The following is a 21,834-nucleotide window of genomic DNA, read 5'->3' as shown; positions in this document are numbered from 1 at the left end:
TAATAGTATATAAAATGAAATTGCCTGGTTTATATTGGTTAAACCAAAAGGGAGTGTAAGCCTTGAACATCTGCATCATAGGGGCCGGTTATGTAGGCCTCACCACCTCTGCCGTACTGGCGGAATTCGGACATCTTATTCATTGTGTGGATATCAATTCAGATAAAATAAAGAAGCTTCAAGAAGGGAATGTTCCTATTTACGAGCCGCAATTAAAAGAATTAATCTGTAAAAATAGCGATAAAATAACTTTTTCAACAAATCTACCTGATTCTATTCAGAGGTGTACCGTCATCTTTGTGACAGTAGGAACTCCTAGTTTAATAGACGGAAGCACTGATTTGAGTTTTCTTCAATCTGTTTTCACAACCATTGCACAACATCTTCAAAGTTATAAAACCATCATTATTAAAAGCACCGTGCCACCTGGAACAAATCAAAAAATGCACCAGTATCTGCTGGCAAAAGGAGTTTCCCCTTTCATGTATAATATCGTGTCCAACCCTGAATTTCTGCGGGAGGGTTCTGCCATAAATGATATGTTCCATCCAGATAGAACGGTTATTGGGATAGCAGAAGATGATAAACGATCGGAAGTGATTATAAGGGATATTTATCAATCTTTAAGCTCCCCATTTATCGTTACAAGCTGGAATGGAGCAGAAATGATCAAGTATGCATCAAACGCCTTTCTTGCAACTAAAATTTCATTTATAAATGAGATTGCTCGAATTTGCGACTTTTATGGAGCGGATGTCTTGGATGTTGCAAAAGGCTTGGGAACAGATCCAAGGATCGGCCCGCTTTTTCTTCAAGCTGGGATAGGCTACGGTGGGTCTTGTTTTCCAAAGGATTTACAAGCATTGCAGCATATTGCTGCTGCCAAATTAGTCAAAACCCCCATTTTGGATGCGGTGCATGAAGTAAATTCCACCCAACTGGAATGGAATATAAAAAAATTGCAAGAGGAGCTTCCTTCTATCCTGGATAAAAAAGTGACCGTTCTTGGAATAGCGTTTAAACCGAATACAGATGATATAAGGCATTCCCCTGCTATAGCACTTATTCAACAGCTGCATTCCCTTGGAGCCGATGTCCATACGTATGATCCGAAAGCGTTTTTACCGGCTGATTTACGTCATATAGCCACTCAGCATAAATCACTGAAATCATCCTATATTGATTCAGAAGCGGTTATCATCGCCACAGATTGGCCGGAGATATGTCAACTAGACTGGAAGCATGTTAAAGCACATATTAAGGGTAATCTAATCCTCGACGGCAGAAACTGTATAAATAGGGAAGAAGTATTAGGATTTGGACTGAACTATAAAGGGGTGGGACGTGGATGAGAGTTTTAGTTACGGGAGCTGCCGGTTTTATAGGCTCGCACCTATGTGAAAAACTACTACTGGAGCCAACCTGCGAAGTAATCGGAGTGGATACCTTCATCGGTCCTACACCACCATCCTTCAAACAGAAGAACATTCAAGCATTAAAAAAGCACTCTTTCTTCACCTTTCAAGATTTGAATCTATTACACTGTGACCTTCATCAACTATTAAAAGGTGTGGATGTCATCTATCACCTGGCAGCAATACCTGGGGTGAGAACGAGCTGGGGAGAAGAATTTACCCCTTACGTGAACCATAACATCCTCATGACACAACGCCTATTGGAAGCTGCCAAAGATTATAGCATTAAGCGATTCATCTATATATCCACATCCTCTGTATATGGAGAAAAAGCTGGAAAGGTATCAGAAGCAGCAATTACAGCACCGTTGTCACCCTATGGCATAACAAAGCTTTCCGGGGAGCATTTATGCAGAGTTTATGAAGAAAGCTTTGGACTTCCACTTGTCATATTGCGCTACTTTACCGTTTATGGACCTAGACAGCGACCTGACATGGCTTTCCATCGCTTCATCAAACAACTGCTGACAAAACAGCACATCACTGTTTTTGGAGATGGGTTGCAGTCGAGGGATTTTACCTATATCGATGATTGTGTGACAGCAACGAAAGCGGCATTAACCTCGGGCGAAGCGATAGGTGAAACTATTAATATTGGTGGCAAAGAAAGAGCATCTGTACTGGAAATCATCGCAATATTAGAACATATTACAGGGAAAAAAGCTTTGCTAACTTTCTCTGATACGGTAAAAGGAGAGCCAAAGCACACATGGGCGGATGTTGGTAAAGCTGAGAAATTGCTTAATTATTCACCCTCAATGCCCTTAACAGAAGGACTGGAAAGGGAATACCATTATTTGAAGAACTTATATGGAGAAATGCGGACATGAAATTAGCGATTATTTGTACAGAGAAGCTTCCGGCACCCTCGATAAAAGGAGGGGCCATTCAAATGATGATTGACGGGGTGACCCCTTATCTATCAAAGGTATATGAGTTAACCATTTTTTCTGTGTCGGATCCAGAACTTCCTGATCATGAAGAAGTAAATGGTGTCCGATATATTCGCTTCCCTCGTGAAGAGTATCGCCTACATGTTGCGAACGAACTGATGTGTCATCAATTTGATGTGATCCATGTATGTAACAGGCCGAAAAATGTCCTACTATATAAACACTCATCTCCAGGTAGTAAGATCGTCTTAAGCCTTCACAATGATATGTTTTCGATAAAAAAACTTTCTGAAGCCGAGGGGGAGGAAGTGGTGGAGGTCGTTAGTGCCATTACGACAGTCAGTAACTATATTAAAGAAACGGTTATCAAACGCTTCCCGAAAGCAGAATACAAAATAAGGGTCGTGTACTCCGGGGTGGATTTGTCCTCTTATCCATTAAGAAAAAGTAAAGAATGGCAGCAGATAAGAAGTAATTTTCGCAAGAGGTACAATCTAGAAGATAAAAAAGTCATTCTTTTTGTTGGGCGTTTAAGTAAAACGAAAGGTCCACACTTACTTATCCAAGCAATGCAAGCATTAGAAAAAAAACACGATAATCTTGTATTGCTGATAGTGGGGGGAAAATGGTTCAGTGACGATGGTATGAATAGCTATGTGCGTTCCCTATACAAATTAGCTCAGCTGTTAAAAGAGAAGGTGATATTCACCAAGTACATTCCTGCAGAATTAATCCATGAAGCATTTATCTCCGGGGATGTGTTTGTATGCAGCTCCCAATGGAATGAACCATTAGCAAGAGTGCACTATGAGGCTATGGCAGCTGGAATTCCATTGATTACTACAAATCGGGGCGGAAATGCAGAAGTAATCCTTGATAACTTCAATGGTTTGATTATTGACGATTACAGTAACCCTTCCGCTTTTGCAAAATCTATACATTATGTACTCAAAGAGCCGGAAATTTGTGGATGGATTTGCCATAATGGAAGAAAATTCATTGAGGTCAACTTCACCTTCAAACACGTTGCCGATCGCCTTATTGCTGTATATGAGAAGGCAATACTCTAATTCAACAAAGAGAAAAGTGCCAGATTCCCGTTAAAGGATTCTGGCACTTATTTCGTATTTCTCTATTCCTCTTCTTCTTCGTCATCTTCGTCATCTTCGTCATCGTCGTCATCTTCGTCATCTTCGTCATCTTCGTCATCGTCATCTTCATCTTCGTCTTCATCTTCGTCTTCGTCGTCAGCTTCTTCTACCTCTTCATCCTCGTCATCGTCATCGTCATCATCTTCATCTTCATCTTCGTCGTCATAATGATAATCCTTTTTTAAACCATCACTATACTCTGCGGCAATTTTCACCTCAGCTACTTCTCCATCTCTAATTGATTTTAAAAGAGCATTTAAAGCTTCTTCTGCACTAAGATCTGGAGATAAACTAAAACCATTGTCAAAATCAAGTTTCAATTTTGCTTTCCGTAATTCATTTGACATTCTTCTCACTCCTACTCATATAAATAATTGATATATTACCAATTTATGCAATTACCTAGACCTTTAATGAACACATTTTTTAATTTCCGCGCCTTTTTTGACTAGAGGTTGACTTAAAGGTAATCAAAGGTAACTTTAAGGCTTTTTCCTCCACGATTATGGTTACTTTTATATTGGAAACCGGGATTTTTTCTTCTTCTTCAATGATTTCTTCATTGTCTTCTAATTCATCATTGTTTGGAGAAAATTCAGGTTCTGCAGCTTCTTCATTTTCCATAATGATATTCTGGTCAACAACTTTATCATTTTCTGAAAGAGTTTCCTTTTTTATCGACACCTGTACTTGATCCTTCAATGCTCCATTCATCGACAGCTCCACTAATTCGTGCTTTAGCAGGGAGTGCAACTGAGAATTAACAGTTGTCTCGTTTAATACAAGCTGGTCAGGATTTTGCAGCATTTTTTCATATTCTGCCATATTCCATCCCATTGGACCTGGAGGCGAGAAGGTGAATTTTTCCAGCTCCAACTTTGGTATTTTAGGACTTTCTGCCATTTTAGATCCCCCCTTTGTTTGAAGAAATGATTTCTTTAAAAATGGAAGGATAGCGGTTTAGGAAGTTACCCTTGGACTCTTCAAGTGCAATGATATTCTGTAATGCCCAGATATATTTTTCATCTGACCATGACCTTTTTTGGGCTAAAAAATATTTATGGGCAATCGCACAAAAAAGATGAGGAAATTTTAAATCGATTGAGAGAATACGGTAGTACTCCTCAGTCAACGGATTAGTTATTTGATAGGCGCGTAATAAATCAAATACAAGGTTCTCATCCCAAACAGAAAACTTCTTCATCATTTTGTTTAAAATTATTCGTATATCACGGGTTGGTAGATCATAAGTTACCGAGTGTAGCTCCTTCATAAACAGGGCGTCTTCCACTTCTGTGAATCTTGCTAAAGTGAAATCTTGCTGACAGAAGCCTTTTAAACTACTGACCTCTCTGGAAATATCCGTATAGATTGGTTCTTCCAGAGCAGTCAATGCCGATTGTGCCCGGGAAATCATTTCATCTACATGTTCTAAAAATAATAGGGAGAATACATCATCAGGATACGATTGGGCAATCGTTTTATTTCCTTCCAGCTCTTGAAGTTTCCAACGAAATAATTTATGCCACTTACCTAGTCTGCTTCGTGTTTTACTCTCTTCCGCCGGAACATATCCTTTTGAAGCTTGATAGAAGTTACCAGCAAATTCCATGGCCTTTAGCATTTGCTCTTTGTTGTAATAAATCACTTCATTGCCTTCTACTTTATCGAACAGCACATAACTAACCGACCCTGCTCCAATGCAGATCCCACCATTTTTTGTTTCATGAATCGGTGTTATTGCAAGCCCTTTTTGGTGTAGATGCTGGTGAGCCCCAGCTATAAATAGCATTCTCTCTGGCTTCATGCTTGCTTGCTTTAAAATCTTTTTCCCTTCGGTGGTATCAACTTCCCAAGTAGTTCTCCCGCTTCTGCTGGATATTAGCCGAACATCGGAAATTTCCAACGGATAAAAATTCAGTACTAGTTGCAAGTGATCTTTTTCCATCTCATGATTTTGTTCCAAAAGTCATCACCTCTCTTTAATTACCAGTGGCTTCTTTATACACCGCCATCAGATTATTCTCTACATTCCTCCAGCTGAAGTCCCTTTCTACTTTTTCACGCCCATATCTTCCTAGTCTTTCTCTCTTATTGGAATCATGTAATAAGGAGTTAATTAGAGTCGCATAACTTTCAGGATCTTCGAATTGATCAACAACATAACCGTTTTTCCCCTCATTGATGACCTCGGGATTCCCACCACGCTTACTCGTTATAATTGGCAACCCGGCAGCCATGGCTTCATAATGAACACGCGCTAGTGGTTCCTGCCATTGGGAAGAGCATACAAATACATCTGACATGGCAAATAATTTCGGAATATCCACTGGTTTAACAAACTTAATGAACATTACATTTTCTTGATACATAGCACCAAGTGTATAAAGATGTTTAACGTAATTATTTACCTGATCATCACCAAACCACTTGGATCCAATGAATACCATCGTGACATTTTGGTGCTCTTTTTTTATAGACGGAAGAGCTTGTAATAAAATATGAGGTCCTTTTACCTTACTGAGCCTTCCTACAAAAAGAATTACCTTTCTATTCGAAAGTCCCAGCTCGCTTCTTATACTGCTTCTCCCCTGACCTCCCTTTGAAGTCCAGGGTGGCTGGAATGTATCTAAATCTACTCCAGAATATACGGTTTTTACTTTTGATTTTGCAAATGGAAATCGATCTGTAATGGTTCTTCCGATAAAGTCACTGACTGTAACTACCTTTGACACAAGGTTTAAGCACTCTTTTCCTTCTTGATCACTCAATTTCTCATAAGTAAACATTTCGTTATGGACACTTAATACTATTTTGGATGCAGGTGTCGCTTCCTTTACCGATTTCACCCATAACGGGCGATTACATAAATGGATGACATCGTAGGTTTCTTGTTGAAGATGAGTAATAATTGAAGTCAGATAATTTTTTTCGTCAAAACGAATGTAGCGTACATTTCCTCTCTTCTCCTGCTTCTCCAGTTCCTCATGCTGAATAGAAAAAATGGTAACATCATGGTTTTTTCCAATAATGGCAGCAACAGAGTCAATATATATTTGAATTGCACCACCACGAATTGCCGGTACCGGAAGTTTTTCTGTAGCAATATAGGCTATTTTCATTTGTGACCTCCTTTTACCTAAAAACGGTAGTTTATAAGTATGGTATGGATGAGCAGGTTTAAAAGTACCTTTTCCTCTTATTCTTTTGGGAAAAAGGGCAATTACCTTAATTAGTAAGCATCCGGTGAAAAAAACACACCTGTCAATAACATTTCTTCCGTTACGACCATACCTTAAATAAAAGGTCCCTTCCTGATTGGGAGGAAAATCAATCTTAGGCTGTCTGTTACCGCAATAAAAAGCAGACTTCTAAAGAGGATGGTGGAACGTTTGTTGGAAGAAAACAATCATAATCAAGAAGAAAATTCGACGGAATATGCACTTACACCGGAAGAGGAACAAAAGCTTATCTCGCTAGCAGAAACAATCATCAAGAACTGGGAGGTAACTGTAAATTCAGTAGAAGTGATCCAAGGAGGTCAAATGGCAATAGTATGGAAAATCCATACTATTGAGGGCCCCATATGCTTAAAGAGAATACACAGACCAGAGAAAAAAGCCTTGTTTTCCATCAATGCACAAAATTATCTGGCATTAAAAGGAATGAGAGTACCAGGAATCATCCCCAATAAGAATGGGATTCTTTACACAAAGCACGGCCCTTTCCTATTTGTCGTCTATGAGTGGATAGAAGGACGGCCATTTGAATTGACCGTTCAAGAAGATCTTGAGTTTATCATGAAGGGATTGGCTGAATTTCATACTGCCTCTATTGGGTATCGCCCTCCGGAAGGTGTCCCTATTTTTACTAAGCTTGGTCGATGGCCGAATCACTACATTAAACGTTGTCAACAGATGGAAACTTGGAAGTTATTAGCGAAATCTCTGCCTGATGATCCCTTTTCCAAACTCTACTTAGCGGAAGCTGATTTCTTTATAAAGGAAGGACGGGATACGCTAAAAAGATTATTGGAATCGGAGTACCTGGATTGGGTGGGAACGGTAAAAGGAATGCCAAACCTCTGTCATCAAGATTATGGAACGGGGAACTCTCTTCTTGGGGATGACGGCCAAATCTGGGTAATTGATCTTGATACCGTATCATTCGATCTACCTATCCGTGATTTGCGTAAAATGATCATTCCACTATTGGATACAACAGGAGTTTGGAATGACGATCAATTTAATGTCATGATTAATGCATACGAATCTGTCTCCCCTTTAACTGAAAAACAAAAGGAAATCATGTTTATCGATATGTTATTTCCATATGAGCTTTATGATGTTATCCGAGAAAGATATGTAAGAAAATCACCTTTGATGGAAAATGAACTGGCTGAGGCATTTGAATACGAGCGAATCAAGTCTGGTGCATTAAATCAATTGATAAAATAACCCTTCAATCAAATTTTGTAGTGATTAGAGGGAGATGGATAACCACGTCCCTCTCAAACCATCTTTCGTACACATAAGTGTATTACACTTTAAATTATATATAATTCTTGAATTCTTGATTTCGTCAGTAATCAGAACCAAGGGTGTAAGACATAGTCCCTGCTCTCCATGGCCAGGGGCTAAATCGGTTGGTCAACCTAAGGAGGCTAAAAAAATTATCCATACGGCGATGCTTGCTACCTTATATCTAAAATGATTGCTAACTGGATATGGAGAATTCCAGTGAATCCAAAGTCGTTAGCTAAGGGCCATCTATTATGAGTGATTATCTTAATTTCATCTGGTGATTCCCTCCTTTTGCTATAGAATATGCTAGAGTTTGGAGGGTGGTATGGGTGAATGATATTTTATATTGATAGAAGTGATATTTTTGAAGTAGTTTTCTATTTATGGGACAAGTGCCTTTCCAAAGATTCGTTCGGTGAGTATTATATGGTATCTCAATATTTAGGAGGTGTATGATATGAGTTTATATCATGATAAAGGTATGAGCAGCGGTTGTTGTTCATGGAAAAAGAAAGATAACGATGATCAAAGTTGTTTTTGTGGACGTTACACAGAAAACTTCATTAATCAAATCGTCACTGTCACCTTTACTGGGGGACCAAGTGGAGGAAGACAAAGAACTGGTACACTTGTAGATTTCAAGAAAAAATCCGGGATTTTGGTTTTAGCAACTACAGATGGAGATGACCCTTCAGGATTATTGCATATTTGCTGTAAATCTGTAACTAGTATTATTCAAGCACCACCAGCATAAAAGCAAAAAGCCGCAAAATTCATTGCGGCTTTTGTTTTAAAAGATATGATACCCGGAATCCACGTGGATGTTTTCCCCGGTAATTCCTCTGGACAAGTTACTGAACAAGAACAACGCCGTGTCTCCCACTTCTTCTTGAGTTGTTACTCTGCGTAATGGAGCAGTTTCTTCAATCTCTTTTAAAATAGAGTTGAAGTCACTTACACCTTTAGCAGAAAGTGTACGAATCGGACCTGCGGAAATGGAGTTCACGCGGATGCCCACTTTACCAAGGTCATTGGCAAGGTATTTCACGCTTGCATCAAGACTTGCTTTTGCCACACCCATGACGTTGTAGTTAGGAACCACTTTTTCGCCGCCAAGGTATGTCAGTGTTACGATGCTTCCGCCTTCTTTCATAATTTCCTTCGCTTCTTTTGCTACTGCCGTTAAAGAGTAGGAGCTGATATTGTGCGCAAGCAAGAAACCGTCTCTAGTCGTGTTCATATAATCGCCTTGCAGCTCTTCCTTGTTGGCAAATGCGATACAGTGCGCTACACCGTGAATTGTGCCAACTTCTTCTTTAATCTGTTGGAAACAAGTATGAACCTCTTCGTCTTTTGTTACATCACATGGAAGAACGATTGAGTCGTTTCTCTCAAGTGAATCCGCGAGTTCTCTTACGCTTTTTTCTAGACGCTCACCAGCGTACGTGAACACAAGACGAGCTCCCGCATCATGGAGGGAACGTGCGATACCCCATGCGATACTTCTTTTATTTGCTACTCCCATTACTACATATGTACGACCATCTAAGGATAAGTTCATTGTTTTATACCCTCCTATTTATATAAGTTATTAGTACCTAGTCATAATTATAGCATATAGTTGATGAAATGCGAATGAAATCTTTTGGGAAGTTGGAGGTGAGTGGTTGAGATTGGATATTTATGGGAGGATCTCGTGCTGTTTTCGTGCTATTGATACAGTTTTGGGCGGAGAGACGGGTTCTCTCCTATCGTTTTCATTTTCTCAACCCCGGTTCGGGTGGAGAGACGGGTTCTCTCCTACCGTTTTCACTTTCTCAACCACAGTTCGGGTGGAGAGACCGACTCTCTCCTACCGTTTCCGCTTTTTCAACCCCGGTTCGGGCGGAGAGACCGACTCTCTCCTACCGTTTCCGCTTTTTCAACCGCGGTTCGGGCGGAGAGACCGACTCTCTCCTACCGTTTCCGCTTTTTCAACCGCGGTTCGGGCGGAGAGACCGACTCTCTCCTACCGTTTGCTCTATTCCAGCCGAACTTCAGGTCTTGAGAATCCAAAAAAGCAGTGCAGGAAACCTCCTCCCTGCACTGCTGCCTATCGTATTAAGTTAAATCAATCATAATCCCTGCCAAGCAGTACTTCTTTTGGTATCTCGGTTCCTCTAGTACCACGCAGATCCTCTTTTTCCTCGCGTGGATAGAAGATGATAAAGCTTTCGGGATTTATTTTGGCAAGTTTCCCTGGTATCTTTTCAAGCTGTGGATGCCAGCCGGTCGTCCCTCTTCTGGCACTAATAACCACAACTAAATCATCCGGTTGGAGTGTCGGCAACTTGTTTTCATAAAGCGCCGTCCAACCTTCCACCCATTCCACTACTGTCGGAGGGTTTGGTTTGATTTCACGCATATGCGCTTTGTATACGTCTGGGAATCCTTTAATCACATAACATTGGATCGTCGCCCCAAGATTACTGGCGATTAATTTAATTGTTGCTAGTGCATCCCAGTAGCCTGGTTTATGGTCAATTCCTTTTGGAAGGATCAAAACAATTCGCTTCGTCGTATTCAGGGGGTGACCAAGCTTGGAAATAAGTACTGACACATTCGTCTGATCCAACACCTGGTCGATCACTCCACCGAAAATTTTCTGAGGAGCCGTACGTTCTCCGTTCCAACCTGCAACAAGAGTGGTGATACGCTCTTCGGCGATGGCACGGTTAATTCCGATCGCGATGTTTCGGTCTACCCTTGTCGTCACGCGGATCGGAACATCTGCCCCACTGGAATAGGAAACTGCTTGACCAAGCATTTTCTCCGCTTTTGCGACATCTCCATCCGCTCCCCACATATCCCGTTGGACCACACTTAGGGCATATAAGGGATGCTCGACAGAATTAGATTGGCGGATCACAAAAGCAAGGTCCATCAAGGACTCCATCGTATTCGGGTTGGCAATTGGAATCAAGATCCGCTCCGGTGCATCCCCTTTTTGAACAGGCATCATTTCTTCTTCAAGCGCGAGTATTCGGCCATATTTTTCAACTAAATAAGGCCCGAATATACATGTAATCAAAATCATGATAATGACTCCATTAACGGTGGCCTGGTCTAAAAGCCCGACATTAAATCCGACAAGGGTAGCAGCTAAAGTTGCGGCCGCTTGCGGAGTTGAAAGACCAAATATGACCAATCTTTCCTCTTTAGAGTATTTATAGAATTTACTCGTTAATGCGGCTGCTAGATACTTGCTCGATAAAAGCCCCAAAACAATCGCAACTGTTAACACCCATGCTTTCGGATTACCGACAAGTACGCTTAAGTCCATAAGCATCCCGACGGATAACAAGAAAAACGGAATGAAAATGCTGTTTGCCGTAAAACGAATTCTGTTCATCAATGGTCCTTGATCAAAAATAAATCGGTTAAGGGCAAGCCCTACTAAGAAGGCCCCGATAATCGGCTGCAGACCGGCAATAAGCGCCAATGATCCTGCTGTAAAAAGCATGACCATGACATAAATGAACTCCCCTGTCCCTTCCGTTGCCACATTACGGAAAAACCATCTTGATAGAAATGGTGTTCCCAAGAAGATAATTGCCACAAATACTATCAAGGATAAGGTCAATTTAATTCCAAAATAAATATCCAGTTCCCCTGCTGCTGCACCTGTTATGATCGCCAATACCAATAAGGCAAAGGCATCTGTTAAAATACTACCGCCAACAGCTGTCGTGATTGCCTTGCTTTTTCCTATTCCGAGCCTGCTTGCAATGGGATAGCCTAGAAGAGTATGGGATCCTAGGATTGATCCAATCAATATTGCAGCCGCCACACTATATCCGAGCAGCAGGCTTATGACAGTGCCGAACAACAGTGGAATCCAAAACGACATCACTCCAAAAACAATGCTGCGGTTACGGTATTTTTTAAATCCGTCCAGGTCCATTTCAAGTCCGGCTATAAACATGATAAATAAGAGTCCGACTGTGCCTAAGAGCTCAATGGTGGAACTTCTTTCTAGCACTGCTAATCCATTCGGGCCAATGATGACACCTGCCAAAATCGGGCCAATTAGTCCAGGGATACGCAATAATTTCATGAAATAGGGAAAAATGAAAAAAATGATCATGGCAATCGTGAATACTAATACCGGTTCCTTTATTGGTAATTCAAACATGCTATCTTCCCCGATCAATTCTTTTTTGTATGTAATAAGCAAAGATTATATCATGTTTTTATTTCGGTAATACAGTAATCAGATAAAATTTTCATGAAAAATTTACATAAATGATACAATGAAGATATTAACAGTAGTATGAACTTTTTCCTTTTTTCTCACTCATTTGTATGGGGAAACAGGGCTTAATATGTACATAAAAGGAGTGATTTTGCTTTATGAAAATTGATGTCATCGGAGATATACATGGATGCATAGAGGAGTTTAAAGCCTTGCTGAATGAAATGGGGTACGCAGAGTTTGAAGGTTTGTTTAAACACCCTGAAGGAAGAAAACTTGCTTTTGTTGGAGACCTTACTGATCGAGGTCCTGACTCGATTGGCGTGGTAAAAATCATTTACGCTTTGGTTGAAGCCGGACTTGGTTTTTATGTGCCTGGCAATCACTGCAACAAACTCTATCGTTTTCTTTTAGGAAACAAAGTGCAGCATACTCACGGCCTTGAGACGACTGTAGCGGAGTTTGAAGCATTATCAGCTTTTGGACAGGAAGAGTTTAGGAAGATGTTCATCAAGCTTTATGAAGAAGCTCCTCTCTATCAAGTGCTGGATAATAGGAAACTAATCGTTGCTCATGCAGGTCTTAAAAAAGAATACATAGGTCAGCAGGGTAAAAAAGTGAAGACATTCGTCCTGTACGGCGATATCACTGGAGAGTTCCACGAAAACGGCATGCCTGTCCGCCGCGATTGGGCACAGGAGTATGACGGAGACACCTGGATTGTCTATGGCCACACGCCGGTTCGTGAGGTAAGGATTGTTAATAACACCGCTAATATCGATACAGGTGCGGTTTTTGGCGGTAAGCTTTCCGCCTTGCGCTATCCTGAGATGGAGACAGTTTCTGTTGATTCTGGGATGCCGTTTGTTAAGGAGAAATTTAGGGAGTTGTGGGATTGAGGGAATTGCGGGAATACGGAGGTTAGCTGAAACAACGCTAAGCAAAAATCCACCAGCGGGCTACCCTTAAAAAGCAGCAATTTACTCAATCGGGCTATTATTTGAGTTTACGGGCGAAAATTGAGAAAAACGGGCGACTTTTTGGAAAAACGGGCGATAATCGAGATTTACGAGAGATTCCCATTCCCTTCCAGTAACCCATCTCCCTCACACGCAAAGAAAGCTGACATCCCTTTGGATTGTCAGCTCTCCCCCAAAACTCTTCTCATATCCACCGGCAACCTGCACGAAAACAACATCTCCTGCTCTTCCACCGGATGAAAGAAGCTCAATTCACAGCTATGCAACGCCTGGCGCACCATTCCGTCTCCCACAGAACCGCCGTACAAACTATCTCCAACCAACGGATGCCCCAGATAGGCCATATGTACACGAATCTGATGAGTGCGGCCCGTTTCCAATCTCAAAGAAACATGACTCCAACCTTCTCCAACACGAAGCACCTCGTAATGTGTGACCGCACGCTGCCCATCTTCCCGGACTTCTCGCTCAATGATGCTGGTATCCTTACGCCCGATTGGTGCATCTATTTTACCTGAAGCAGACCCACCCTCACCTTTCATTTCTCCATGAACCAGCGCCTCATAGCGCCGCTTGACACCAAACTCCTTTTGCTGCAACGAAAATAGATGATGAGCATGGCGGTGTTTGGCAATGAGCATCAATCCTGATGTATCACGATCCAATCGAGTCACAATATGTATCGTTGCGCAGATTCCCATCAACTGATAGTAACCAAGCACAGCATTGGCAAGTGTTCCATGGCGATGCTCTCGTGACGGAATCGATGCCATGCCAGCAGGCTTGTTCACCACGAGAACATACTCATCCTCAAATACGATATCCAAAGGAATGTCCTCAGCCACAAGATCATCACTTGGCTCTTCTTTTGGAAAAAACACTTCCACCGTATCACCTTCATATAGAGCGTATCGCACAGTAACGGCGCTGCCATTCACATGCAGCGCCCCACCGTTGAATTTAATATCGATCAAGGCAGCTTTGGAGATCTGCCTTTCTTTTAAGAATTCCCGAAGCAGTTTCCCTTCGTCTCGTGCTCCAGCTTTAAAGACTAGAAAAAATCTTTCCATAACAACCAGTCCTCTTATTTATCGGTAATAAATGAATCGCTAACCCGTTTCCAGAAAGGGAAAGGACGGAAGCGTGCAAAGCGGATCTTCTCTTTCGCCACGCGATATTGAATAGACTTTACATCTTTATGTAGCAATGTCAGATGGTCTATGGTGATCTGATAGTCCACATCGTTGACAGGCTTTAATAGACAGGTGTGATGTTGAGGCAATACAAGCGGTGATCCGATGGTTCGGAATACCCTGTTATTAATGGAAGCCATTTCTGCCAACTGAATGGCCGGTAGAGATGGATGCAAAATTGCGCCACCCAACGCCTTATTATAGGCAGTGCTTCCAGATGGAGTGGAGATACACAATCCGTCTCCACGGAAAGTTTCAAATAGCTGGCCCTTAATCTCTACATCCATCACCAATGTACCTTCTACACTTTTAACGGTGCATTCATTTAGTGCCAAGTAACGTGCTTCCCGTCCCCCATCGTTGTAGCGGATAATCACTTCCAATAATGGATATTCCACTATTTGATAGGGGGTCTTCGCAATAGCAATGACTAGTTTTTCAATTTCCTCAGGCACCCAATCGGCATAGAAACCAAGATGGCCGGTGTGGACCCCGATGAAGGCCGTCTTGTCCAGGCGGCTGCGATAGCGATGGAACGCATATAGAAGTGTCCCGTCTCCCCCGACTGAAACAACCAAATCAGGTTGATCTTCATCATATATCAAATCAAAATCCTGCAAGTAGGTCCTCATTTTGTGCATCAATGTGTTTGAAACCGAGTCCCCTTTGGAGGTTATGGCAAATTTCATACTTCCACCCCTTTAGTTAGTCCGAATCCAGCTCTTTTTTTCGTGAAAAGATGGCTTGTGCTTCTTGGATTTCTCCACGGATCTGTGACATTTCCGCATCTAGAAGATATGCCGCTTCGGCCGCACGAACAAGTCTTTCCTTAATATCCTGTGGGAATTGCCCGCTATATTTGTAGTTCAGTGAGTGCTCAATGGTTGCCCAGAAGTTCATTGCAAGAGTTCTGATCTGAATCTCGACCAGGATTTTCTTTTCCCCTTCAATGGTCTGAACAGGATAACGGACGACTACATGGTAGGAACGATATCCGCTGTTTTTTCGGGAGGAAATATAGTCTCGTTCTTCCACAATTTCAAAGTCATTGCGAATCCGGAGAATCTCCACCACTCTATGTATATCATCTACAAACTGGCACATCATGCGAACACCGGCAATGTCCTGCATTTCATCCTCCAGCTTTTCAAGAGAAATTCCTTTGCGTGTCGCTTTATCCAAGATACTTGCGATCGGCTTGACTCTTCCCGTAACAAATTCAATGGGCGAATGCTCCGACTGCATTTTGAATTGACCGCGCATTCCCTTTAACTTCACTTTCATTTCATCTATTGCCTGTTTATAAGGCGCTAAAAACAAGTCCCAATGTTGTATCATAATTGGCCAAACCCCTTAAAAAATCTCGTTTACTCTTCTCTCCATCTCTTCACCATAATTGGCATTGTCTCTTATATTTTCTATTAAGTAACCTAGTTCTTCTTCTATATTTGTCAGCAGTAATGCCGTCTTGTCTACTACAAGCACAATCGCCTTCTTATCCTCTAATGCCTGTTTCACATCGTTCCAAAAATCATCTTTGATACTTACATAAATAAATTCCGTTGCTGTCTCCAGTTTATAAATAAATGCGAGATTGTCTGAATCCACCAGCATTTGATTGCTCGCTGACACTTGATCTAGCGGAAAAGAAACGGAATCCGCCTCTAGCAAAAGTTGATGTTCATTCCAAGATGTATGCTTAATTTCTATTCTTTTTTGCATAATAATCTCCTTCCAACCTAAATCCTACTCATATATTATCATAATTCCCTTCCCGCAATGAAATGGAAACCAACTTTTTTACCAAATTATTGTGTAAATGATTCCTAGAAGAATGCTACTTAAACATTGCCTTCCCCAGGAAAGCAAGTAATAATAGAAGTATATCAATTAGGAGAGGTAAAACTATGACCAACCAAGAAATTGAAATTGAATTTAAGAATTTATTGACCTTTGATGAATTTACATCTCTCTGTTCGGCATTTAAAGTGAAATCTGATGACTTTTTCACTCAGGAAAACCACTATTTTGACACAGCCGGCTTTGCCCTAAAGGATAAAGGCTGTGCTCTTCGCGTTCGGAAAAAAGGCGACACATTCACACTCACCTTAAAACAACCTGCTGATGAAGGACTTTTAGAAACACATCAGGTTGTGACTGAAGATGAATTTCAATCTATGATAAGCGCAAATACCGGTTTAGTCAGCGGGATTATCTCCAATATTTTAACGGACGAGCTTAGTATCTCCCCATCCGAAGTAATCTACTTTGGTTCCTTGAAAACAAATCGCGCCGAACTCGCATACAAAGACGGATTGTTAGTATTAGATGAAAGCAACTATATGGATACAAGTGATTTTGAATTGGAATATGAAGTGAAAAATTATGCCGCAGGGGAAAAATTATTCCACGAATTGCTTGATGCTTACGGGATCCCTCTGCGTGAAACGAAAAATAAAATTATAAGATTTTACGAGGCAAAAGCCTGTTCACTTGCTGGAGAAGGAGACAAAAAATGAACCTAGATCAGCTTAGATCCATGATGCAACTTCAAGCTTTGCAAGGTTTACAAGTGAACAAGCAACCTACTAACACCGGTTCCAGTCTTCCTTTCTCTAGTGTGCTGGCAGGAATGATCACTACGGACACTGGGAATTCCTCAATCCCAGGACAGCATTCTTTTTCTCATCCATTGAATTCAGCACTACTTTCCATGAATGCGAGCATGTTGGAAGCGGAGATTGGTAAGAGTATTGTTCCTCTCCCTGCCAAAGGCTCTTTTAGGGAAAATGCAAGTGTAGCTAGACGATCGGATTTTGAAGAAATCATTGAGGAAGCTTCCGTAAAATATGGAGTAGACCCGAAATTAATCAAAGCAATCATACAACAAGAATCAAGCTTTAATCCAACGGCAGTTAGCCATGCAGGGGCAGCAGGTTTAATGCAGCTCATGCCTTTAACAGCAAAAGGACTGGGCGTCACCAATGCAATGGACCCGAGGCAAAATATTATGGGTGGCACCAAATACATCCGTCAAATGCTGGACAAATACGACGGCAATCTAACCCTAGCACTTGCCGCCTACAATGCCGGACCAGGCAATGTAGACAAATACAATGGAGTCCCCCCTTTCAAAGAAACAATGAACTACGTCCGAAAGGTTACCGGGAACTACCAAGCTTAAATAATTTTAAAAACACCGCGTATGAAAATTAAATTTTTGTGCTCGGTGTTTTTTTATTTTCTTATGAGGATGAGATAACCCGTTGATTGGAGTGGAAGGCGCGCAGACGCCCGCAGGCAAGCGAAGCGCCTGGAACGGAAATCAACAGTTACCCCTAACACCTCCCTCCCAACTCCCTTTTTTCCCTATTTTTTGCAAGGGTGGAATCGAATTGTTTGAGATATAATAACCACATTGCTAAAATATACATACAATCGTTACTTTTAGATATAAGGAGTTAAAATGATGGATAACATACAAACACCTTTTGAAGCTGTTGGCGGAGAGCAAGTTATTCACGAACTTATAGAAGCATTTTACGATCGTGTCGGCCGCCATCCCAGTTTAGCTCCGATTTTCCCGAATGATTTGACGGAAACAGCAAGGAAGCAAAAGCAATTTCTTACCCAGTATTTAGGAGGACCACCTCTATATACAAGTGAGCACGGGCACCCGATGCTACGTGCACGCCATATGCCTTTTGAAATTACACCAAAGCGGGCCAAAGCTTGGCTAGCTTGCATGGAAGAGGCGATGGATGAAGTGGGACTTGAGGGTTCATATCGAAAAGAATTTTTTCAGCGTTTAGTACTAACGGCTCAACATATGATCAATACCCCAGACAAACCTGAAGAAAAGGAAGATTCATGTGACCTGTAATGATAAGAAATTATATTATTTAAAAAACATTCAACATACAACCAATAAACCGATAGAGATTTACTTCTTCATCGATCCCCTCTGTCCTGAGTGCTGGGCATTGGAACCGATGCTAAAGAAGTTATATGTGCAGTATGGACAGTATTTTACCATTAAGCATATTGTCACTGGCCAATTGACCTCTCTAAACCTTGCCAAGAAACATTATGCTGCCTCCATGGCACAAGTTTGGGAACGCACCGCAACACGTTCCGGCATGTCCTGTGATGGGTCCTTATGGCTTGAGAATCCGATAGAATCGCCATATGTTGCTTCTATCGCCATCAAGGCAGCCGAGCTTCAGGGACGTAAGGCAGGAATCAAGTACTTGCGCAAACTGCAAGAAGTATTGTTCTTAGAGAAACAGAATATCTCAGAACTTTCTGTGTTAATGGAATGTGCGGAGTCGGTAGGACTCGACATGGAAGAGTTCACAAAGGATATGAACGGGGAAAGTGCATCCAAGGCGTTAAATTGTGATTTCAAAATCACTAATGAGATGGAAGTATCTGAGATCCCTACTCTTGTTTTCTTTAACGAAAATATTGAAGAAGAAGGCATTAAAGTGTCAGGCTATCATTCCTATGAGGTGTATGTGCACATTTTACAAGATATGCTCGGAGAACAGCCTTTTCCTAAGATGCTGCCACCTTTAGAGGAATTCCTATCACAGTTTTCCTTTGTCGCGACAAAGGAAATATCCGTCGTCTATAATTTGCCGATTGTGGAAGTGGAACATGAGTTAAAGAAGCTTCAACTGGCGCAACGGGTGGAGAAAGTTCCAGTAAAGTACGGGACGTTTTGGAGATATATTGCGAATTGACTTAAGAAGAGTGCATAAACCGGAGAAGCGCAAACTCATGAAGATTGCCTCTCCGGTTTTTAAATTTCTACTCTATTATAAAGACCTTTGAAAGGTGTATTATACTATTTTGAAAACTTAAGACGCTGTTTAAAGACCTCTCACTTCTGATTTCCACTACTCGGAAGTCTTAATAACCTCCCTAAAAACCTCTCCCGACCATTTTCCAATGCTCAGATGTTTTTACAACCTCTATAAAGACCTATCTCAGTCAATAACCACCGCGTAAAGGGCTTTAAGGCCGATTTACCACATAAATAGGAAAAGCCCTGGTCAACGGGACCAGGGCTAATCTATTGTCATTAAAGACAACAAAGGGGATGGGAGAAATTTTTCACGGTCAAACAAAGGGGTATATGTTTGTTTGTGAATCGTTTCACAGTTATAAATATATCAGATGAATACGACTTTTGACAAGAGGTTAGACCTCTATTTCACAACTTTGTCACAAACGTTTTTTTTTGGAATGGAATCTCTTCCTTTTACGTACATATAGCTAGTAGAAGTACAAGTCTATTTGAAAGGAGCAGCCTCCATGTCAAAAATTCCGCTCATTTTATGCATAGTATTTATTCTGTTCAGCCTTTTTATCAATGTTCTTGGACTTATGAAGCTGTACCCGATTTATTTAACCTCTCCTATATTATTCTTTTCTATATTTCTGCTTATCGCTCTATTAAACAATCAGCGACGATTTAAAGGATTTAAGTAACCCATTTTCCCCATAAAGAAAAACCACCTCATTACAAGGTGGTCCCCATTCGCAATATCAAGAAAGTAACTCTTCCATCTCTTTTAATTTCTCTTCGAATACTTTACACGCCTCTTCAATCGGATTGGATTCAGTCATGTCCACTCCAGCCTTTTTCAACACTTCGATTGGATAATCGGAGCTACCGGCTTTCAAGAATTCAAGGTAGCGGTCTACAGCAGGCTGTCCTTCTTCCAAAATCTGCTTGCTAAGGGCTGTTGCAGCACTATAGCCTGTCGCATATTGGTATACATAGTAGTTGTAATAGAAGTGAGGGATTCTCGCCCACTCTAAACCGATTTCCTCATCAATCGTGATGTTCTCACCAAAGTATTTCTTGTTTAACTCATAGTATGTTTCTGTTAAAAGGTCAGCAGTCAAAGCTTCCCCATTTTGTGCAAGCTCATGGATCTTGTGCTCAAATTCCGCAAACATCGTTTGACGGAATACTGTACCACGGAACCCTTCTAGATAGTGGTTCAACAAGTAGAGACGCTTTTTATCATCATCCACTGTTTTTAACAGATAATCATTTAATAGCGCTTCGTTACATGTTGATGCTACTTCTGCCACGAAAATGGAGTAGTTTCCATAAGGATATGGCTGAGTTTTTCTTGTATAGTAACTGTGAACGGAGTGGCCGAATTCATGCGCAAGTGTGAACAAGTTATTCACATTGTCCTGCCAATTCATTAAGATATAAGGGTTCGTGCCATATGTCCCAGAAGAATAGGCACCAGATCGTTTGCCTTTATTCTCTTGAACGTCTACCCATCTGTTGTCGAATCCTTCTTTTACAATATCCAAGTATTCCTGCCCTAATGGTGCAAGCCCTTTAAGTAAGTAATCCTTTGCTTCCTCATAAGAAACCTTCATGTTCGCTTCTTTGATCAGAGGAGTGTACAGATCATACATATGCAACTCTTCTACGCCTAGAACTTTTTTGCGAAGATCCACATAACGGTGCAATAGGTGCAAGTTTTTATTAATCGTGTTCACCAGGTTATCGTATACAGTTTCCGGAATGTTGTTATTACTTAGAGCAGATTGACGTGCAGAATCATAGTTGCGGACCTTCGCTTGGAAGTTGTCCTTTTTCACCGCTCCACTTAATGTACTGGAGAATGTGTTTCGATACTTTCCATAGGTTTCATATACTGCTTTAAAAGCATTCTTTCTTACTTCTTGATCTTCGCTTTCTAGGAAGCGGATGTAACGGCCATGCGTAATTTCGATTTCCTCCCCGTTTTCATCTTTTACAGACGGGAAAGTAATATCGGCATTATTCAGCATTCCAAACGTGTTGGATGAAGCAGATAGCACTTCAGAAGCTTCAGCTAACAACGCTTCCTCTTTCGCAGATAACACATGCGGACGTTGGCGATTAATTTCGTCTAGAGAGTGTTCATATAAAGCAAGTTCTTTATTTTCTTGAAGGAACTTGGAGATGTCTTCCTCCTTCATCGTCAAAATTTCTGGTACCATAAAGGAAAGCGCGCTTGCCACTTGTGTATAAAGATTGGTTGCACGATCATTTAACCCTTGATAGAAGGAGTTTGTTGTATCTTGATCGTAGCGCATGTGTGCATATGTATATAGCTTTCCTAATCGGCTTGAGATGGAATCCTGGTACTGCAACGCTTCGAATAACGTATCAGCTGAATCTGATAGTTTCCCCTCATAATCCTTTATCTTGCCAATCAGTCCTTTAACTTCTTGAAACTCTTTTTCCCATGCTTCATCACTTGAGAAAATATCTTCTAATCTCCATGTGTCTTCCACGGAGATGTCTTTACGTTCTTGTAATTTCTTAACAGCAGTTTGTTCCGCCATCGTTAAACCTCCTTTGA

General features: G+C 41.2%; 21 protein-coding genes. 10 read left to right on the top strand and 11 right to left on the bottom strand.

From position 1 onward, the window contains the following. Positions 1–62 precede the first annotated feature (62 nt). The 3 genes from LG307_RS07145 to LG307_RS07135 are packed head-to-tail and all read left to right on the top strand — an operon-like array spanning position 63 to position 3,438. Positions 63–1,352, top strand: coding sequence for a UDP-glucose dehydrogenase family protein (locus LG307_RS07145; protein ID WP_404449347.1), 1,290 nt, complete (start codon positions 63–65; stop codon positions 1,350–1,352). Continuing rightward, complete coding sequence (locus tag LG307_RS07140) at positions 1,349–2,305, top strand: NAD-dependent epimerase/dehydratase family protein (protein ID WP_404449345.1); 957 nt, start codon at positions 1,349–1,351, stop codon at positions 2,303–2,305. The genes LG307_RS07145 and LG307_RS07140 overlap by 4 nt, the downstream gene beginning before the upstream one ends. Further along, entirely contained in the window at positions 2,302–3,438 is a 1,137-nt protein-coding gene (locus LG307_RS07135; RefSeq protein ID WP_404449344.1) for a glycosyltransferase family 4 protein, read from the top strand. The genes LG307_RS07140 and LG307_RS07135 overlap by 4 nt, the downstream gene beginning before the upstream one ends. Positions 3,439–3,500: 62 nt before the next feature. Here the strand turns inward: LG307_RS07135 and LG307_RS07130 are convergent, their stop codons facing one another. The 4 genes from LG307_RS07130 to LG307_RS07115 all read right to left on the bottom strand — a co-directional run bounded on the left by LG307_RS07130 (position 3,501) and on the right by LG307_RS07115 (position 6,641). Then, complete coding sequence (locus LG307_RS07130; protein WP_404449342.1) at positions 3,501–3,875, bottom strand: hypothetical protein; 375 nt, start codon at positions 3,873–3,875, stop codon at positions 3,501–3,503. 70 nt (positions 3,876–3,945) lie between these two features. Beyond that, positions 3,946–4,422, bottom strand: a complete 477-nt coding sequence (locus LG307_RS07125) for a hypothetical protein (RefSeq protein WP_404449341.1) — start codon at positions 4,420–4,422, stop codon at positions 3,946–3,948. A gap of 1 nt (position 4,423) precedes the next feature. Beyond that, positions 4,424–5,467: a CotS family spore coat protein gene (locus LG307_RS07120; protein WP_404450404.1), complete on the bottom strand. Its 1,044-nt coding sequence runs from the start codon at positions 5,465–5,467 to the stop codon at positions 4,424–4,426. A 34-nt stretch (positions 5,468–5,501) separates the two neighbouring features. Continuing rightward, positions 5,502–6,641 (bottom strand): glycosyltransferase family 4 protein, encoded by a 1,140-nt coding sequence (locus LG307_RS07115; RefSeq protein WP_404449339.1) that lies wholly within the window; start codon positions 6,639–6,641, stop codon positions 5,502–5,504. A gap of 258 nt (positions 6,642–6,899) precedes the next feature. Between LG307_RS07115 and LG307_RS07110 the strand changes: the two genes are divergently transcribed. Both LG307_RS07110 and LG307_RS07105 read left to right on the top strand, forming a co-directional pair. Next, complete coding sequence (locus LG307_RS07110) at positions 6,900–7,976, top strand: CotS family spore coat protein (protein WP_404449337.1); 1,077 nt, start codon at positions 6,900–6,902, stop codon at positions 7,974–7,976. 523 nt (positions 7,977–8,499) lie between these two features. Then, positions 8,500–8,796 (top strand): hypothetical protein, encoded by a 297-nt coding sequence (locus LG307_RS07105; protein ID WP_404449335.1) that lies wholly within the window; start codon positions 8,500–8,502, stop codon positions 8,794–8,796. Positions 8,797–8,832: 36 nt separating this feature from the next. Here LG307_RS07105 and fabI read toward each other — a convergent pair whose 3' ends face one another. Both fabI and LG307_RS07095 read right to left on the bottom strand, forming a co-directional pair. Next, complete coding sequence (fabI, locus tag LG307_RS07100; protein ID WP_404449334.1) at positions 8,833–9,603, bottom strand: enoyl-ACP reductase FabI; 771 nt, start codon at positions 9,601–9,603, stop codon at positions 8,833–8,835. Between the two features lie 549 nt (positions 9,604–10,152). Beyond that, positions 10,153–12,216, bottom strand: coding sequence for a cation:proton antiporter (locus LG307_RS07095; protein WP_404449332.1), 2,064 nt, complete (start codon positions 12,214–12,216; stop codon positions 10,153–10,155). Between the two features lie 218 nt (positions 12,217–12,434). Here LG307_RS07095 and prpE point away from each other — a divergent pair, with 218 nt between their 5' ends. After that, positions 12,435–13,175: a bis(5'-nucleosyl)-tetraphosphatase PrpE gene (gene prpE, locus LG307_RS07090; RefSeq protein ID WP_404449330.1), complete on the top strand. Its 741-nt coding sequence runs from the start codon at positions 12,435–12,437 to the stop codon at positions 13,173–13,175. A 242-nt stretch (positions 13,176–13,417) separates the two neighbouring features. On the opposite strand, the gene LG307_RS07085 is transcribed toward prpE, so the two are convergent. From LG307_RS07085 to LG307_RS07070, 4 genes are read right to left on the bottom strand one after another with little or no spacing between them, the layout of a single operon-like run. Next, positions 13,418–14,326, bottom strand: a complete 909-nt coding sequence (locus tag LG307_RS07085; protein ID WP_404449329.1) for an RluA family pseudouridine synthase — start codon at positions 14,324–14,326, stop codon at positions 13,418–13,420. Positions 14,327–14,340: 14 nt separating this feature from the next. Next, entirely contained in the window at positions 14,341–15,138 is a 798-nt protein-coding gene (locus LG307_RS07080; protein ID WP_404449328.1) for an NAD kinase, read from the bottom strand. Between the two features lie 16 nt (positions 15,139–15,154). After that, positions 15,155–15,787, bottom strand: a complete 633-nt coding sequence (locus LG307_RS07075; protein WP_148978613.1) for a GTP pyrophosphokinase family protein — start codon at positions 15,785–15,787, stop codon at positions 15,155–15,157. A gap of 15 nt (positions 15,788–15,802) precedes the next feature. Next, positions 15,803–16,171, bottom strand: a complete 369-nt coding sequence (locus LG307_RS07070; protein WP_404449326.1) for a hypothetical protein — start codon at positions 16,169–16,171, stop codon at positions 15,803–15,805. A gap of 185 nt (positions 16,172–16,356) precedes the next feature. Between LG307_RS07070 and LG307_RS07065 the strand changes: the two genes are divergently transcribed. From LG307_RS07065 to LG307_RS07050, 4 genes are all read left to right on the top strand, one after another. Continuing rightward, positions 16,357–16,968: a CYTH domain-containing protein gene (locus LG307_RS07065; protein ID WP_404449324.1), complete on the top strand. Its 612-nt coding sequence runs from the start codon at positions 16,357–16,359 to the stop codon at positions 16,966–16,968. Beyond that, positions 16,965–17,633, top strand: a complete 669-nt coding sequence (locus LG307_RS07060) for a lytic transglycosylase domain-containing protein (RefSeq protein WP_404449322.1) — start codon at positions 16,965–16,967, stop codon at positions 17,631–17,633. Before LG307_RS07065 ends, LG307_RS07060 begins: the two co-directional genes overlap by 4 nt. A gap of 282 nt (positions 17,634–17,915) precedes the next feature. Further along, the gene (locus LG307_RS07055) at positions 17,916–18,332 is read left to right on the top strand and encodes a globin (protein WP_404449320.1); all 417 of its coding nucleotides are present in this window, start codon (positions 17,916–17,918) and stop codon (positions 18,330–18,332) included. Further along, entirely contained in the window at positions 18,322–19,194 is an 873-nt protein-coding gene (locus LG307_RS07050; protein WP_404449318.1) for a ClpXP adapter SpxH family protein, read from the top strand. The genes LG307_RS07055 and LG307_RS07050 overlap by 11 nt, the downstream gene beginning before the upstream one ends. A gap of 808 nt (positions 19,195–20,002) precedes the next feature. Here the strand turns inward: LG307_RS07050 and pepF are convergent. After that, complete coding sequence (gene pepF / locus LG307_RS07045) at positions 20,003–21,817, bottom strand: oligoendopeptidase F (protein ID WP_404449317.1); 1,815 nt, start codon at positions 21,815–21,817, stop codon at positions 20,003–20,005. Between the last annotated feature and the right edge of the window lie 17 nt (positions 21,818–21,834).

Source organism: Sutcliffiella horikoshii, from assembly GCF_044809035.1.
Taxonomy (GTDB): domain Bacteria; phylum Bacillota; class Bacilli; order Bacillales; family Bacillaceae_I; genus Sutcliffiella_A; species Sutcliffiella_A horikoshii_G.
The sequence above is the reverse complement of the archived record's forward strand: the minus strand, read 5'-3'. Positions and strand labels throughout refer to the sequence as shown.